Raw genomic sequence first — 16,074 nt, 5'->3', positions numbered from 1 at the left:
TATAGCGCTTATAGCGCGTGATTATTGGGATGTGCGAACAGATCTTTCATTTCGGTCGACATCTCAAAGTTCATATTCAACCCTTTTGGCGGGATGGGTTGCATAAACCATTTTTTATACCAGCCCGCCGCTTCGCCTGAGGTTTGCGCTCCGGCAACCGTATCATTCACCAGCGCAGCAAACTGAGGATCATTTTTACGCATCATACAGCCGTAAGCCTCATGCGATTGCGCGGTGCCCACGATGACCCACTGATCAGGATGCCGTGCTTTAGCGCGATCGCCCGCCAGTAAAGCATCATCCATCATAAACGCCGCCGCCCGCCCGCTTTCCAGAGTCTGGAAAGATGAGGTGCCGCCCTCTTTGGCGCTGATGATGCGCATCTTCATGTTTTTATTGCTGTTTAGCTGGTTTAACAAAATTTCGGACGTAGAGCCGCTACTGGTCACCACCGCCTTGCCCTGTAAATCAGGAAAGTCGTTGATACCACTGCCTTTTTTAGCCATCAAACGCGTACCGGCTACAAAGATTGAATCAGAAAAATCAACCTGTTGCTGGCGCTCTTTATTATTGGTGGTGGAACCGCACTCGAAGTCATACACCTTATTATTAAGTAGCGGAATGCGGTTGGGCGAAGTAATCGGCAAGAAAGAGACTTCGAGGTTAGGTTTGTTCAGTTTCTTTTTAATCGCCTCAACGATTTTGTTGGAATACTCCTGTGAATACCCCATTACATTTTTACCATCATCCTGATAGGAGAAAGGCACGTTCGACTCACGATACCCAACCACCACGACATTGCTGTCGTTAATTTTCTTCAGAGTGCCAGCCAACTCTTCCGCCCCGGCTGCGGAAACAGCGACCAAACCGACACCCACCACCATCGCGTTAAGTAACGCACGCTTCATACACAACCCCTTAGTATTCGTTTTATTAGGCTTGTCACTATGCAAAAAACACGCCACTCACCGGCAAGGCTTTGACTGCGCCCTCGCGACGTGAGGCAGCGAACAGTATTGTCTCAAAATGGGGAGAAATGCATGCACAGCGTGCAATTTATCCGAGGTTGCTCGAAAAGATTCTGGCGCGCCCTGACGGCAAGCGCGCTCTGCGTTACCCTTTCCCCGCTTTGCTATACTCACTGCGAAAATAGTGATTAGCACTGAGGTTAATAATGAAAATTAAAAGCTACGCAGCAATGAAACCCGGCCAGGCTTTAGAGCCATATGAATATGATGCGGGTGCGCTGGACCATGAAGATGTAGAAGTTGAAGTGGATTACTGCGGTATTTGTCACTCCGACTTGTCGATGATCGACAATGAATGGGGTGTTTCGCGCTATCCGCTCATTGCTGGGCATGAGGTGATTGGGCGCGTTTCCGCCCTTGGCGACGCGGCGAAGAACAAAGGGTTACGCCTTGGGCAGCGGGTGGGCATTGGCTGGACGGCAAAGAGTTGCCAGCACTGTGATGCCTGCATTAATGGCGATCAAATCAATTGCCGCCAGGGCGCTACGCCGACCATTGTGAATCATGGCGGTTTTGCTAATAAACTACGCGCGAACTGGCAATGGGTCATCCCGCTCCCGGAAAGTCTGGATATCGCCTCGGCGGGGCCGCTGCTGTGTGGTGGGATCACTGTATTTAAGCCGTTGCTAATGCACCATATTTCGGCCGCCAGCCGTGTTGGCGTGATCGGTATTGGCGGTTTGGGCCATATCGCGATTAAGATCCTGCGCGCAATTGGCGCTGAAGTGACGGCCTTCAGTTCTTCTGCGGCGAAAAAGCAATCTATTCTCGATATGGGCGCCGATCGAGTGGTGAATAGCCGCGATCCGGAAGCCTTGAAGGAGCTCGCCGGGCAGTTTGATCTGGTTCTGAGCACCGTTGCGGTGGATCTCGACTGGCAACCCTGGTTTGAGGCGCTGGCACCGGGTGGAAAATTCCATACGGTGGGTGTCGTCATGAAGCCCTTCCCGGTAAATTCTTCGACGTTGATTAAAGGCGACCGCGCGATCACCGGCTCGGCAACCGGTTCTCCGGGTCAGATGCGTTCACTATTAAAACTGGCATCGCGCGCCGATATTGCGCCGACGGTGGAGTTTTTCCCGATGTCGAACATCAATGAGGCGTTGGATCATGTGCGTGCCGGGAAGGCGAATTATCGCGTCGTATTGAAGGCGGATTTTTGAACGGAAGCAGAGACCGGGCGGTAACCGCCCGGTTCGCAACATTAAAACCAGGGAATGGTCGCTTCGCGGCTTAACCCATAACTACTGAATTTCCCGTCACGCTGTAACTCCTGTAGTTCGCCATGCTGAATAAACAAACGAAACGGTTGATGGGTCGACAAACTCTTTAGTTGGATAAATGGCAGTTTGCAGCGGTGATCCAAGGCAGTTCGCAAACGCATCTGTGCCTCTTCTTCCGTGATCCACCCTTTACGTACCGAGCGGCGCACCAAGCGCTGCGCGTTACTTTTCACCTGTACCCGAGACACGGTACGCCAGCCTTTAATCGCCGGTGGTACGGTGCATATTGCCGAAGGAGTACAATAATCCGTTAATCCCGCCTGCCAGCGTGTGGCGTTCAACTCTTCAAGCGCAGTTTGAAGTCCGTGTAAACGGATCACCCCGCCCGGCGTACCGCCATACTCCGGGAAGCTCACGCCAATATCACCTTTATCACGCAGACCTAACGCACGATGAAGTTTCGCGAACAAAGCGGCGACCAGCATCGACTCGGTAAATTCGGGGTCGGGTAATACGCGAATATCCAGATAACTTTCCATGCACCGATCCTTATTCAGCTTTCTCACCGAACACGCCGCCGCGAATCAGCACCGCCATCACATAGTGTTGTTGTTCTGGCGCCGGTTTATCGCCTTTAATCACCCAATTATCCAGCAAGGTATAGAAATCCATTTTCTCTTTCGGCTGGCGGCAGGCGATGCCACGGCTGGTTACCGAGCCGTAGGGTTCAACCGCAATCGCGCCCAACGCATCAACCTGCGGATGCCAGGTGTCTACCGTGCGTAACGCATTGCCGATTTTCTGTGAATGGAGCGCTGCAATACCGCCAACCTGATACAGCACTTTGCTTTTAGTACTGTTACTGTCCAGCACTAACTCTTGTGAAGGGAAAACCTCTTGTCCCTGCCCCAATCGAACATAGGCTTCTACATTCAGTAACACAAAAGTGTCACCTTTTAGCCCTAGCTCAATCTCGGCCGCCAACGCCTTCAAATCAGCGTCACGATGGTTAAAATCCCGCAGCGCGAAATCATGGGCGTTAAATTCCCACCTTTTCGTCCCTGTAACCACCACGCGAATTTGTTCCGCGCCGACACGGTTACGCCACAAAAAGCGTCCGTTAGCCAGATTTGCCGCATAGCGCAGCGCCAACTCCCCGAATCCGTGTTCCGCAATATACCCGTCGATAACGCTTTCCAGCGCATCCTGATACTGCTTATCGTTGCACACCGAAGGGGTGGATAAATTACCCAAGACTCGCAAACTGAAAGTCATTTTTAGTGTGTCTGCATCAGCCGGTAGCGCGGCAACATCCACGCGTTGCAGGTTGGCTTTCTGAATCTCGGCATCCAGTTTTGCCGGATCGCTGGCAAGCGCATTTTTAAGCCGGTTGGAAATGGTGCCGCGCACCGCTTTTTCCTGAACCCCAATGGGTTGCCAGGTTTCTCCCTGCCAGATACCGGCAGCCAGTAGCGCATCGGAGTTTGCCAGTTTGCGTTCAAAAGCCAGTACCGAAGCGGTTTTAATTGCTGAAACTTTAGCCATAATATCGTCCCTTAAACTATGTCGAAGTAGTATGAATCATCTTCTGGTTCTTCATCCGGCAACGCCTGCCCACGGCAGTAATAACCGGTTTCCGTCGTGTGGTAACGCCAAAGCAGCTCGTCCGCATTCTGAATACGATGCAGACCACGCCATTCACCTACGCCATACACCGCTTCCGCAAAGCAAAATGGCGATGCGTCGTCACGTGCATTGGTCACGGAACCCGGCGGATAAAGCGGAGAAATACGTTGCCAGCCGGTCATTAGCGGCACCAGATAACCTGGTTGAGGTTTTGCCAGATATTCCCAGCTTGCGGCATCACCGGGTTGTTCACCGCTCTGCGCCGCCATTTTTAATGCGGCAAAATCTAGCCACGCATCAACCATTTCTCTGTCAGCATTGCGTTGTTTTAGCTGCTGATAATGTTCCTCAAGCCAGCAGGAGCGGTCTTGCAGAGCAAAGCCCGGCATCAAACCATAGAGATAATCTTTCAGCTTTTCTGCACGGCAAACCTGCACCTTACGTAATTTTGTAATGCTACCGCCCGCCAGTTTTTGTGTCTGGCAAAGGGGTTGCAAATGTGCGGCCAATTCACGCATCCCAACATCGCCATTAGCAATATTGCCGTGGCACTCCAACACCAGCGAAACGGTGAAGTGCATCCGCCCCTCTTCGTTGAACGAAGCCGTTTTCCCTTCACGGGTTAGCGGATTACGCGTCAGCGCAAATTGGTAATCGCGTCCGGAAGAGTAGGCGTGAACCTGATGCTGATGGCAAATTACTCCGCACCCCTCCAGGCGCAGACCGTGGCTGCGTTGTAATTTGCGTGACAAAGCATGTGTGTAGCCGAGAAAATGCGTGATCGCCGGAAAGCCCCACGTCAGGCCTGCTACCGCGTTGGCGTTTTCCACCTGCAGCCACGGTAAAATAATCACATTACTCATCGTGATATCTCCTGAAAACCTGCTCCATTTCACGCAGGCGGCGGCGGAATAAGGGTTTAGTTTTCCATTCGGTTAATTCCGTTTTGCCCACGCTAAGGTCGGCACGGCGCAGATAACCGTTTAACCATTGTGCAAAATCTTCCGCGATGGCTTCCTGCCATTCATCTTTGTCGCGTTCCGCGCAGAAAACCGCATCCGATTTAATTCGCCACGGATCGAGCCACAGTTGCTGATGAGGCTTTAATTGGCATGCTTCGTTCTGGGTCCAGGCCGCCCACTCTTTTCGTTGAATATCGGCGGCCTGGCTGAACAGCACATCGATGATTTGATCGATATAGCGATCACGGGCACGGCGAATAGAATGATTTCTCTCCTCGCCGGTTTTGATAAGCAGGTTAATTAGCTGAGAGCGTAGCGCACGGGTCGTGCGTTCGAAAGGCCCCTGTCCAAACAGGGTCTTTCGATTATACGGTGGCTGTTTCTGCGTTTCCCATTGCGGCGCCTGGCAAGACAATAACCAGACACGCCCGCCGCGACTGCTGTTCAGCGCGGAGATATTTTGCGGTTTGGTTCCGCCAAAATTCATGACGGCCGTTTTCGGGAAGATCACCAGCGGCTGCGGATGCCATTGGCCCGCGCGCCGCGCCTGCCAGGCGGCTTTACTCTCCTCGCTAAAACGCAGTGCGACCATACGTTGGTGCAATGCTTGCGCCAGCGAGGAGGAAAAGAGCGGATTAAGCAGATGATAACCGTCACCAACCGGGAAATAGACCTGTTTGGCAAGCTTGTGTGAGGCGGGTTCTCTGGTGGTTAACGCGCGCGAAAAACCGTCTATCCACTCTGCCAGTTGCTGTGGATTTTCCGCCAATTCAGACAGCGGGCCGGGTTCTTTACGCTTCAGGCAGGACAGTAACGAATCGCCCTCTACTTCGGTTTGCAGCAGCTTCGCAACGTCCAGTGCGGCAGCGTTTCCGACCGCATCAGCGACAGTTTTATGTAGCGTAGACGTTGCCAGATAACCTTCAGTAACGCTGTTCTGTGTAAAAATACTGCTGCTTTTCGCATCGCCGTGTGTGAATTTTGCCGCGTGGGTCACCAGGCTTATTTGTCCGGCGCGGCTAGCCGCATCGGTTAACCAGTTACGGACTTCATAACGCTGTTCCAGTTCACGGCGCTGCTGCAAGATTTCACTCTCTGACGCGGCGTCGGTGGTAAGGCGTTTTGCCGCCTCCTTATCAAACGCATCAAGCTTGGTTTGCCGTCGCGCCTCAATGTAGTGGACGATAAAGCCTTTCAGTCCCTGTAGTGCCATTGTTCCTCCCAATACGGTGGCTAAAGATCGCGAAATACCCCAAGTAACGGATGCCATAACCACGCCTGGTGATCATCTTTATCACCGGTGCGCAGCGTAATTTCCCCAAACCGTTCGCACACCGCCGCCAGCTCCATATCCAGGCTTTCCGCCAGAGCCAACAACACGGTGGCGTAATCCGTATCAACCCATGCCGCTACCCCCGCAGCCAAAGTGACTTGGTGGTATTTAAAGATGCCTGGATCTTTCCAGCCAGCGGCTCCCTCATCACGCGCCATAAATATCGGCGTATCGAACTCATCTTCCATCCGCAGGAAAAACTGACTCTCTGGTTGAGAACGGCGAAAGGGTTTACGGCGCTGTAGTTCTCCGCTCCAGTTCACCGGTAGCCGCCACCAATGCGCGGCAACGGGATATTTGTCGCCCTTGCCGAGTAACTCCTCCCACAGTCGTGCATGTTCAAGCGCAATAAACGAGTCGTATTGCCCACTGACTGGTGGCTTTGGACGCCCATCTAAAATACGTGGAACAGCATTAATAAAACGATAGTGTTCCGGCGCCAGTAAATCGGTGAGATCATGGCTGGTGAGCATAAAATCAGTGGTTTCAAAACCGGGTCGGCAGTAAACCGGTTTATTTTTATCACCCCGTAGCGCCCGAACATTTTTATTTAGGATCAGTAGGTTATTGCTTTGTGGCACAACCTGTCGGTGGCGCTGAATACGCCCGGCAAATTGAATCAATGCGCGCATTGAACTCGGCTCCGCAATTCCCCAGTCGGCATCCCAATCACGCCCCACCTCGACCACCGAGGTGCCCAGCACCACAAAAATATGGTGCTGAGCCGGATGCTGTCGAACGGCCTGAGCAATTTTCGGGGGCAACTCAGCTGGCCGCTCGCGATTGCGGGTAAAGACGCCATCCAAGTGCTGTTCAATATGTGACCGCACCGCCAAGGGATATTGACTGTGATACACACAGTAATGGATGCAATAATTCTCTGGCGAAGGAAGGCCCATTAATACCTGAGCGGTAGCGACTAAAGGGTTAATGTTCGCCATCCGGACTAGACCGAGGGAAACCGTTTTGTCGCCGTAACATTGCTGCCGATGTAATGCATGTAAATTAAGTATTTCAGCACGCAACTTAGTCGCCAGCGCATGAATAACCTCATCACTACGTGTCGATACAGGAACGACGTTTATCAGCTTGGCCTGACGCAAAGTCGGCTGTAGCGGCAGACGCTTTGCTCGCCGCCCGGCAAACTCACAATGCGCGCGATAAAACTCAGTCGGTTGCCCAAACAAACCTTCGCAGGATTTCTCTTCATCAAACTCATCAAACCAAGCGCAGCACACCTCCAGCGGGGTTCCTGGTTCACCGCAGGCCTGCTGATAAGCTCTACGTCCGCTGAGATAAGCGCTATACAACGCCAGTACCTGTGAAGGCGGCAGTGTCGCAGAAGAGAGTAGCACCCGGCTGCCAAGCATACCCGCCCAGTTCACTAGCCGACAAAGAGCATGCTGATCGCTAATATCAAAATCATCCGGCTCGTCCAGCACCAAATCACTGGTTAATAAACGTAACATCGGGGCGATTTGCTTCCCGCCGCGCGTCCCCTCGGTGGCGGGCATCAGGTGGTCAATGGTCGCGACCAGCACCGGCGCATTAATCAGTTTGCTGAGCTTTGGATCGCTATCCAGCACATGACGTAATGGCCCCTGATTTATTACGCCATCGTAATGAACGTACTGATGCTCTGCGAACAGCTCATCGGCAGATGCGCTGCCCTCATCGGTTTCTTCATTATTACGCGCGTGTAACTCCCGCACCGCGGAAGAACCTATTAACACGGCAAGATCGTCCTCGTCCAAACCGAGCCGGGTACGCAACGCATCGCCGGTTTGTAGGGTTAAGGTGCGTAACCCAAGCGCTACGGTAAAACGACATCCCTGCTCTTCTCCAGCCAGGGCATACATAATTCGCGCATTGGCCAGCGTTTTTCCACAGCCGGTGGAAGCCATATTGATGCCGAAAAAACCCTGCCTATATGAACGTTCGCGCAAGCCTGCTGCGACATCCCAGGCCTTGTTTTGCCACTGAAATGGCTTATCCGTTGCCCGCTGACGAAACCCTTTGTGGCGGGCAATAGCAGGCAAATGCTCCCGTAATATTGGTAGAGTGCGCCCCAGCAATAAGGCATGATGCGCGACAGCCACGTTGTGTTCATCCAGCTTTTGCTTTAACTGTTTGGTACTACGATCGGTATTCGCCCACGCCGCATAATCCGTATCCTGCCAGGCGAGGTGCGGTGCTTGCGCGGAGTAAAAATGGTCAGCCAGCATCAGGGCCAGTCGCGCCAGGTGGACGGTAAAACCCTGCTCCAGTTTCCCAAACTCATGGAGAGATGGCGCGTTCGCCGCGCGTTTTGCCAATTGCCGGGCTTTTTCACGCCATGTGTTACTTTGCAACGGTGTCCCGCCGGGGAACGTCCAGGCGCGCTGGAAATCCTTGTCATTCCAGCCATCTTTATAGTTTAAGGCGTTCCAATCCACATTAAGCTGGTTCGTTAACCAAGATTGCGCGCCTGAGAGAGGCGGTTCATTTTTACCCAAGAACTGCGGTAAACGATGGTGGGAAAGAATTAGCCAGGCCACGACCTGTGCGAGGGGTGGTAAACCAGCAAAGGGGCTATCCGTCCAGTTTTGATTATCCTGACGCAGACGTGCAAGCATGGCGGCTTCGTCCCTCGCCTCCAGCCTGCCCAGTTGTGTTAACCACTGAGCGTCGGTTTGCGTGCCAACCCACGCCTGAAATAAACGGACTGAGATCCATTCGTGCCGAAAAGGCTGATAACGCTTTACTGCTTTGCCAGTCAGGCTCTTCTGAAACAGCGCCCCTGCCTTACCAAAATCATGAAACAACCCGGCAATCGCCGCCAGTAAGGCGATACTCTCTGCGCTGTGCCAGTGATGTTCCGAGCGCTGGCGCAAAATATCGCCAGTGGTTCGATTCGTCGGCACACGGCCCTGCGTGTTAAAACGACGTAAGTTACCGACTACCCACATTAACTCACTCTGACCGTTTTTTTTCAGCCAGTGACAGGCGATGGCGCTATTACGGCGCGCTGATTTACGTAACAGCTTGCGCAGCGTAGTTAACCCTTCCAGCGTGATAGTGGTTTGCCATACGCTATCGCCAGTGCGCTCAGCAAACTGATCGAGAATGCGGCAGGTTTCTATCCGGGCGCGCTTACTGCACTGTGAGATAATCAGCACATTCATGGTGCTGCCTTAGCGAGTGTGTTGGCAGTTTGTTGTAAGGTGGCGATCATCAGGTCCAGCGCCTCTCCTTGCTGAAAACCGTTAATACAGCGCTGGCGGAATGCCTGCTCCTCTTCGCCCGCCATCGCGGCGATAAACGCCTGTGGCATGACTAACGCATCTTTAACCAAGTCAGCCACATCAAATACTAAACCACCGCGACGTGTTTTACCGTGCATCACCGCCAGCCCGTGAGGTATCCCGGTCACCCATGTTGCAACCGCCCCTAGTCCATAAGCCAGATAGTTACCATGATCGAGAAAACGGTTAGCCATATCGGTTCCACCGCCTCGTTTAGCGCGCGTAAAATCACCATAGCCCACAGTGCGACTCACCAATTTGTATAACGCTTTGGTCAGCCAGGCTTCTTGCAGCATTAATTGATTATGGGTTTCCGCACGTTCCATTTCTTCGGCTGCCCGATCCAATAGCGCTTGCAACGCAGCGTGTTCAAGCGGGAAAGCCGTTTCACGCTGCATTTTGCTGCCTGACCAGTGTTTTGCTATCTGCTTTAACCGCACCTGTTGAAACTGTTTAGCCGCCTGTAAACGCAGCGGCTCATCGAACCAGAACCTTATCCAGTTTTGCAGATATTCGGTGGGACGATACTCACTTTGCGGAGAGAGCCATGAAACCTCAATATCCACCTCATTTGCCGCGTATAATGGTGTTCCGCCTCCGCCACAAAAACCTACCAATACGCCAGCCCGCGCAAATTCGCGCATCGCGGCCTGAGTGATTGAAGTGCCGGTGCCCAGCATTACTACCGTGGTGTTGGCGATCGGGATATTCCAGTACAGCGATTCTTTGCCTTGATCGGTAACGTACTCCACGCGACCACCATTCACTAATACCCGGCAGTACTGTAAGTAATAAATGTTAGCGCGCTTAGAGTGCAGAATGGTTTTAAGATCGGAGGGACTTATCACGGGTATTCCTTTCCCTGAAAGATAAAATTCTTTAATAAGTATCTGATTTATTGATGAGTCATACTGCGATGTAGTTAACAAAATAGCCGCTTGAAGGTGGCCAATGTGATTTTCGTCATACATCGATAAAAAATCGTTCTTTCCTCTTACTGGCATACATAAAATTTCTTATTTCAGATGGTTACGCGGTCTATGCTGTGACTGGATTTGGTGGCGGCAGCCATCTGCTTTAACGTCTTAGTTGAGCCACACGCTAACATCTTTTTCTGGCCTAGCTACAACTTTTCCTGATATACATCTACGTATGTATAAATCAACAAGGCTATGAATGAATTAGCGTAAGTTGTGATAGCTATACTACAGTTTTATTCAATTTTATACGCTGAGCCACTAGCAATAAGGATATTCCATGCCAGCATTATCGCTTCCCTGTACTATTTACCAGACACAGCATAGATTTAATGATTACGGTGCCGATGATATGAAATGTGGTGAGCTTACTGAAAGGCAACTCAGAACAGAATTTGACCTTGATGATGTTTCTGATGTGGTGAATCCGTGGACCGGTGAGGAAGTCTCCTTGTTCAGTGCATTTCGTAAATCTCGCGTCAAAAATAAACCTGAAATTGCACGCCTCCTTTTCAATGAATTCCTTCGTTTGTCGATGCCAGCTTACTATCTGGGAAAACGGCAACTGTTTATCGACCTGGTTAAGCATTTCTATAACGGAAGAGGAAATCCATTTTCGAGCCCTTTTTTGGAGCAAGCCTATCGGCAGCAAATTGAAACTGATGCGGATCCTCAAAGAAGCTCATTATTAATAATTAAAAACTTCCTTTCTACTAATATTGACTGGGAAAATAACACCCTTTCTTCCGAAAAAATCCCACTATTGACGCACATCTTATCAGGTATGTGTATTGCCCAAATTCAATCGCATGCAAGATTATTTTAATGGCTTAGGTGTAACAATACACGATGTTTATGCTACAGAAATAGCATTGCAATCAATAGACATAAAAGATGGAAAATTTTCAGCCATAGTAATGTACAATGCACAAGACCACTTTGGATTAGATAAAAATGATATTATGAGAAGAGAGTTTCACTACATTAGATTTTTCAGAATCTGGTTTGTACTTCAACACTGGGAGCAATTTGGATTCAAACCCTTTTTCACCAACTTTAAGGCTGAAATTGAAATTTCCGGGATAAAACAATGAAAAAAACAAGTAAATTCGTTCTCATATTCGTTTTTTTCGTAGCTTGCTTGTATATTATTTTTAGATTAAGCCTGCCAACCTTGATTGTTGCCATACATAAAGATCAATATGTTAACAACATTCTGGTCGTAAACCCGCCACTCACTGATAAAGCGAAGATACATTGGTGGAAAAAAAACAAAGCTAAGATAAAATCCTATTTTGATATACCAAGCAGTCGTTCTGACGGCACTTTCACTATAATATTTTGGGATTTTGGAGATGGATACTCTCCACTTACACCCAGAAATTTAGATATGCTTCCCGGTAATAACACTGACTACTTATATTGCTTTGATGATATGAAAGTCAAGGCAAACTGCATCGAGAAAAAACAAATAATGACTATTACAAAATCCACAAGCGGAAGAATATACATCACTACAAATAAAAGATATTTACTTAAAGAAAACGGTAAATTTATTGAGGAAAAAGAATGATCGTGAAAAAAACTTTGTTCTACAGGACAAATTACTATTCAGACAATCAGGCCTGCAAAACTAAAGTTTATTTTATGACTGCCGGTATGGCAGGGAATCTCATAGTAAACGGCGGTCTCGCAGTAAACCATTTCCAGGCTGCCTGTGCGGCAGTGAACCCGCGCTTCAGCACAATGCTGTCACCCTCGTCTTTCTAAGCTGCCTGTACGGCAGTGAACTTCGCGACCAATCAGGTTAGATGCGCCCAGCGGTTTCTAAGCTGCCTGTACGGCAGTGAACTGATTGAGTTCAGCGATACCGACACGTTATTCATTTCTAAGCTGCCTGTACGGCAGTGAACGCGAAAACACGGGGTTCGCATCACAAACGCGTTTTCTAAGCTGCCTGTACGGCAGTGAACCTTGGCTTGTCTAACTCTCGCATGTCCCTTAATTTCTAAGCTGCCTGTACGGCAGTGAACCGTGATAGAGAATCCCACCGCCCACAAAATCTTTTCTAAGCTGCCTGTACGGCAGTGAACGCCACGGTATCGGCCATGGCATTTCTGAACAGTTTCTAAGCTGCCTGTACGGCAGTGAACGATCTGATGGATGAACAGAAGCGCTATAACCTTTTCTAAGCTGCCTGTACGGCAGTGAACGTGGTTTTCCAGAAATTCCGCAAAGTCAGTCTTTTCTAAGCTGCCTGTACGGCAGTGAACTTGTAATTGAACCGAACACATCTGTACATCCATTTCTAAGCTGCCTGTACGGCAGTGAACTCTGGCGCCGTAAACTGACAAAACGATTTGTCTTTCTAAGCTGCCTGTACGGCAGTGAACGTGAAAGGGATAAAACATGACGGGACGGTAAATTTCTAAGCTGCCTGTACGGCAGTGAACTCAGGCGCGACATCATCGTATGCGCGACTGTAGTTTCTAAGCTGCCTGTACGGCAGTGAACAGAGGTTACGACAGCCCTTCGGAGAGCCCGTTTTTCTAAGCTGCCTGTACGGCAGTGAACACAGAAATCCGCGCCGCCTGGGCGTCGATGTGTTTCTAAGCTGCCTGTACGGCAGTGAACGGATTATTCCTTCTCTTCCGGTACGCGTACGCTTTCTAAGCTGCCTGTACGGCAGTGAACAATAGCCCCGGCGGCGAGGAAATAACGGATAATTTCTAAGCTGCCTGTACGGCAGTGAACAGATTAAGTTACATGACACGGCTGACGAGCAATTTCTAAGCTGCCTGTACGGCAGTGAACAGAAACATAAATAGCCTATCTGCTTGTTCAGTCGAAGAAAAGCGTAATTTCTTGCTGAAAACCCTTTTTTCTACGCATAAAGCACGATATAGAAAAATCAATGGGTTATACAATGCAGAAAAAAAAGGGTTAGGCGGAGAGGGATAATCAAAGAAAGAAAATATTGATACGTGCCTCTTTAAGAACATCAGCCGGTTCCGACGCTGTAAGACTCGTGGGAGGAATGGAAGACGGCGAAAAGGACGCTCCCTATATCGCCGCCAAAGGTTAGTTCTATTCTGCCGGCGTGGTCGATGATCCGGCGTTGCCGCTGCCCGAATTGGCCTCGCTTCCTGCAGAAGGTGCCGCGGCTGGCGCGGCCTGATCTGGAGAAGCAGAATTCTCAGAGGTTGATGGCTGCGTTGACGCGGAGCCATCTGTCGTCGATTTAGTCGGCTGGCTGTCGGGCGTCGCCGGAGCCGGCTGGGCCGGAGCCGCTGGCGCTTCCGCCGGCTGGGCCGGAGCCGCAGGTGCTTCCGCCGGCTGGGCCGGAGCCGCAGGTGCTTCCGCCGGCTGGGCCGGAGCCGCTGGCGCTTCCGCCGGTTGGGCCGGAGCCGCTGGCACTTCCGCCGGTTGGGCCGGAGCCGCTGGCACTTCTGCCGGTTGGGCCGGAGTTGCTGGCGATCCCGCCGGTTGGGCCGGAGCCGCTGGCGCTTCTGCCGGTTGGGCCGGAGCCGCTGGCGCTTCTGCCGGTTGAACCGGGGCCGGAGGCGGAACCGGCGTAGAATCGGTCACGGCAAACACCGGTTTATTATTGGTCACCGAATAAACGATATTCTGCACCGCTTGCGGTGTCGTCGTTACCTCAGTGGGATCGACAGTCACCCGCCCATAGCTAAACAGCGTCGAAACATAGCCGCCAACCTGATGTTTACCGGCGGAAAGATGAATATTGCGACTCTCGCCGCCCGGTAATAACCCGGCATCTTTCCCGTCAACAGTGAGGTGAATCTGCGAACCATCATCAGCACGCGTCACCAAATGGGAAACGGATAATTGGGTTGGACCGTCGAACTTCTCATCAGCACCGTCGCTAACCTTATGGCTTACGCATCCGGTGAGCATCAAAGCAGTGGCTAATATTGTCAGGGGAAAACGCATAAGCATACGAAAAGAAAACCTCTATAAAAAACTGAGGCGTTATTCTATCGGTCTGCGTACCGGGTTAACAGGAACAGCAGGTTAAGGTTGCTCCTAAAAATGTAAAAACTTCTGGCAGCCTAATTCGTTGATGCATAAAAAACGGCCCCCTGAGGAGCCGTTTATCATCTAATACTAACGAAAAAACTTATTTTTTCTTCGCTTTCGGGTTAGGCAGATCGGTAATGCTACCTTCAAAGATTTCCGCCGCCAGACCAACCGACTCATGCAACGTCGGGTGCGCGTGAATGGTCAGCGCGATGTCTTCAGCATCACAACCCATTTCGATCGCCAGGCCAATTTCGCCTAACAGTTCGCCGCCGTTGGTACCGACAATCGCACCACCAATCACGCGATGAGATTCTTTATCGAAAATCAGCTTGGTCATCCCGTCAGCGCAGTCAGAAGCAATGGCACGCCCGGAAGCCGCCCACGGGAAGGTGGAAACTTCGTAGCTGATGCCCTTCTCTTTGGCTTCTTTCTCTGTCAGGCCAACCCATGCAACTTCCGGCTCGGTATACGCGATGGATGGGATCACTTTCGGATCGAAATAGTGTTTCTTACCGGAAATCACTTCTGCCGCGACATGGCCTTCATGCACACCTTTGTGCGCCAGCATTGGCTGACCGACAATATCGCCGATCGCAAAAATGTGCGGCACATTGGTACGCATTTGCTTATCAACCCGGATGAAACCGCGATCGTCAACTTCTACGCCCGCTTTGCCTGCATCGAGGTTTTTGCCGTTCGGCACGCGACCAATCGCCACTAATACGGCGTCATAACGCTGTGGTTCGGCTGGCGCTTTTTTACCTTCCATCGACACGTAGATGCCATCTTCTTTAGCTTCTACCGCGGTCACTTTGGTTTCCAGCATCAGGTTAAACTGCTTGCTAATGCGTTTGGTAAAGACTTTCACCACGTCTTTATCTGCCGCCGGGATAACCTGGTCGAACATTTCAACCACATCAATTTGTGAGCCCAGCGCGTGGTAAACGGTACCCATTTCCAGGCCGATAATACCGCCGCCCATGACCAACAGACGCTCCGGCACTTCTTTCAGTTCCAACGCATCGGTAGAATCCCACACACGTGGGTCATCATGCGGAATAAACGGAAGCTGAATCGGGCGCGAACCGGCAGCGATAATCGCATTGTCGAAGTTAACGGTAGTCGCGCCATTTTCACCTTCGACCACCAGCGTATTGGCGCCAGTGAATTTACCCAAACCGTTGACCACTTTGACTTTGCGGCCTTTCGCCATTCCCGCCAAACCACCGGTCAGTTGGGTAATAACTTTCTCTTTCCAGGTACGAATCTTGTTGATGTCAGTCGAAGGCTTACCGAACACGATACCGTGCTCTTCCAGCGCTTTCGCTTCTTCAATCACTTTCGCCACGTGCAGCAGCGCTTTAGAAGGGATACAACCGACGTTCAGACAAACACCGCCAAGGGTGCTGTAACGTTCTACCAGGACGGTCTCCAGACCTAGATCAGCGCAACGAAAAGCTGCGGAATAACCCGCAGGACCAGCCCCCAGTACCACGACCTGAGTTTTAATTTCTGTACTCATCATGACCTCTTAATTGACTATCCGGCGGTCAGACGTCATTTATACCCGTCACACTTCAGGCTGCGCGTGCGTTGC

13 protein-coding genes and 1 CRISPR repeat array are annotated in these 16,074 nt (G+C 51.0%); of the genes, 4 read left to right on the top strand and 9 right to left on the bottom strand.

Annotated features, from left to right (window positions below; genetic code table 11):
• Positions 1-8: 8 nt before the first annotated feature.
• Complete coding sequence (locus PMPD1_RS04580; protein WP_435529731.1) at positions 9-884, bottom strand: glutamate/aspartate ABC transporter substrate-binding protein; 876 nt, start codon at positions 882-884, stop codon at positions 9-11.
• A 287-nt stretch (positions 885-1,171) separates the two neighbouring features.
• Here PMPD1_RS04580 and ahr point away from each other — a divergent pair, with 287 nt between their 5' ends.
• Positions 1,172-2,191, top strand: coding sequence for an NADPH-dependent aldehyde reductase Ahr (ahr, locus tag PMPD1_RS04575; protein ID WP_173636115.1), 1,020 nt, complete (start codon positions 1,172-1,174; stop codon positions 2,189-2,191).
• A gap of 41 nt (positions 2,192-2,232) precedes the next feature.
• Here ahr and cas6f read toward each other — a convergent pair whose 3' ends face one another.
• The 6 genes from cas6f to cas1f are packed head-to-tail and all read right to left on the bottom strand — an operon-like array spanning position 2,233 to position 10,310.
• Positions 2,233-2,790, bottom strand: coding sequence for a type I-F CRISPR-associated endoribonuclease Cas6/Csy4 (gene cas6f / locus PMPD1_RS04570; RefSeq protein ID WP_173632927.1), 558 nt, complete (start codon positions 2,788-2,790; stop codon positions 2,233-2,235).
• Positions 2,791-2,800: 10 nt separating this feature from the next.
• Positions 2,801-3,796 (bottom strand): type I-F CRISPR-associated protein Csy3, encoded by a 996-nt coding sequence (csy3, locus tag PMPD1_RS04565; protein WP_173632926.1) that lies wholly within the window; start codon positions 3,794-3,796, stop codon positions 2,801-2,803.
• 11 nt (positions 3,797-3,807) lie between these two features.
• Positions 3,808-4,740: a type I-F CRISPR-associated protein Csy2 gene (gene csy2 / locus PMPD1_RS04560; RefSeq protein WP_173632925.1), complete on the bottom strand. Its 933-nt coding sequence runs from the start codon at positions 4,738-4,740 to the stop codon at positions 3,808-3,810.
• Positions 4,733-6,052 carry a type I-F CRISPR-associated protein Csy1 gene (gene csy1 / locus PMPD1_RS04555; protein WP_173636114.1) on the bottom strand — a complete coding sequence of 440 codons (1,320 nt, stop codon included), beginning with the start codon at positions 6,050-6,052 and terminating at the stop codon, positions 4,733-4,735. Before csy1 ends, csy2 begins: the two co-directional genes overlap by 8 nt.
• A 20-nt stretch (positions 6,053-6,072) precedes the next feature.
• Entirely contained in the window at positions 6,073-9,336 is a 3,264-nt protein-coding gene (gene cas3f / locus PMPD1_RS04550) for a type I-F CRISPR-associated helicase Cas3f (RefSeq protein WP_173632924.1), read from the bottom strand.
• A complete protein-coding gene (gene cas1f, locus PMPD1_RS04545; protein ID WP_354292877.1) occupies positions 9,333-10,310 on the bottom strand; it encodes a type I-F CRISPR-associated endonuclease Cas1f in 978 nt (325 codons plus the stop codon). Before cas1f ends, cas3f begins: the two co-directional genes overlap by 4 nt.
• 403 nt (positions 10,311-10,713) lie before the next feature.
• Here cas1f and PMPD1_RS04540 point away from each other — a divergent pair, with 403 nt between their 5' ends.
• The 3 genes from PMPD1_RS04540 to PMPD1_RS04535 are packed head-to-tail and all read left to right on the top strand — an operon-like array spanning position 10,714 to position 12,006.
• Entirely contained in the window at positions 10,714-11,259 is a 546-nt protein-coding gene (locus PMPD1_RS04540; RefSeq protein WP_354292788.1) for a DUF3289 family protein, read from the top strand.
• Entirely contained in the window at positions 11,243-11,527 is a 285-nt protein-coding gene (locus PMPD1_RS22690) for a DUF3289 family protein (RefSeq protein ID WP_354292786.1), read from the top strand. The genes PMPD1_RS04540 and PMPD1_RS22690 overlap by 17 nt, the downstream gene beginning before the upstream one ends.
• Entirely contained in the window at positions 11,524-12,006 is a 483-nt protein-coding gene (locus tag PMPD1_RS04535; protein WP_173632923.1) for a DUF943 family protein, read from the top strand. The genes PMPD1_RS22690 and PMPD1_RS04535 overlap by 4 nt, the downstream gene beginning before the upstream one ends.
• A gap of 130 nt (positions 12,007-12,136) precedes the next feature.
• Positions 12,137-13,247: a CRISPR direct-repeat array (repeat unit 28 nt; unit sequence TTTCTAAGCTGCCTGTACGGCAGTGAAC).
• Between the two features lie 273 nt (positions 13,248-13,520).
• Here PMPD1_RS04535 and PMPD1_RS22685 read toward each other — a convergent pair.
• Together PMPD1_RS22685 and lpdA are read right to left on the bottom strand one after the other, a co-directional pair.
• On the bottom strand, positions 13,521-14,393 hold the full coding sequence (locus tag PMPD1_RS22685) for a hypothetical protein (protein ID WP_354292784.1): 873 nt from the start codon (positions 14,391-14,393) through the stop codon (positions 13,521-13,523).
• A 181-nt stretch (positions 14,394-14,574) separates the two neighbouring features.
• Complete coding sequence (gene lpdA, locus PMPD1_RS04525; protein ID WP_173636112.1) at positions 14,575-15,999, bottom strand: dihydrolipoyl dehydrogenase; 1,425 nt, start codon at positions 15,997-15,999, stop codon at positions 14,575-14,577.
• Positions 16,000-16,074 lie beyond the last annotated feature (75 nt).

The organism is Paramixta manurensis (assembly GCF_013285385.1).
Classification (GTDB): Bacteria; Pseudomonadota; Gammaproteobacteria; order Enterobacterales; family Enterobacteriaceae; genus Paramixta; species Paramixta manurensis.
This window is presented reverse-complemented; position numbering and strand designations above follow the sequence as displayed.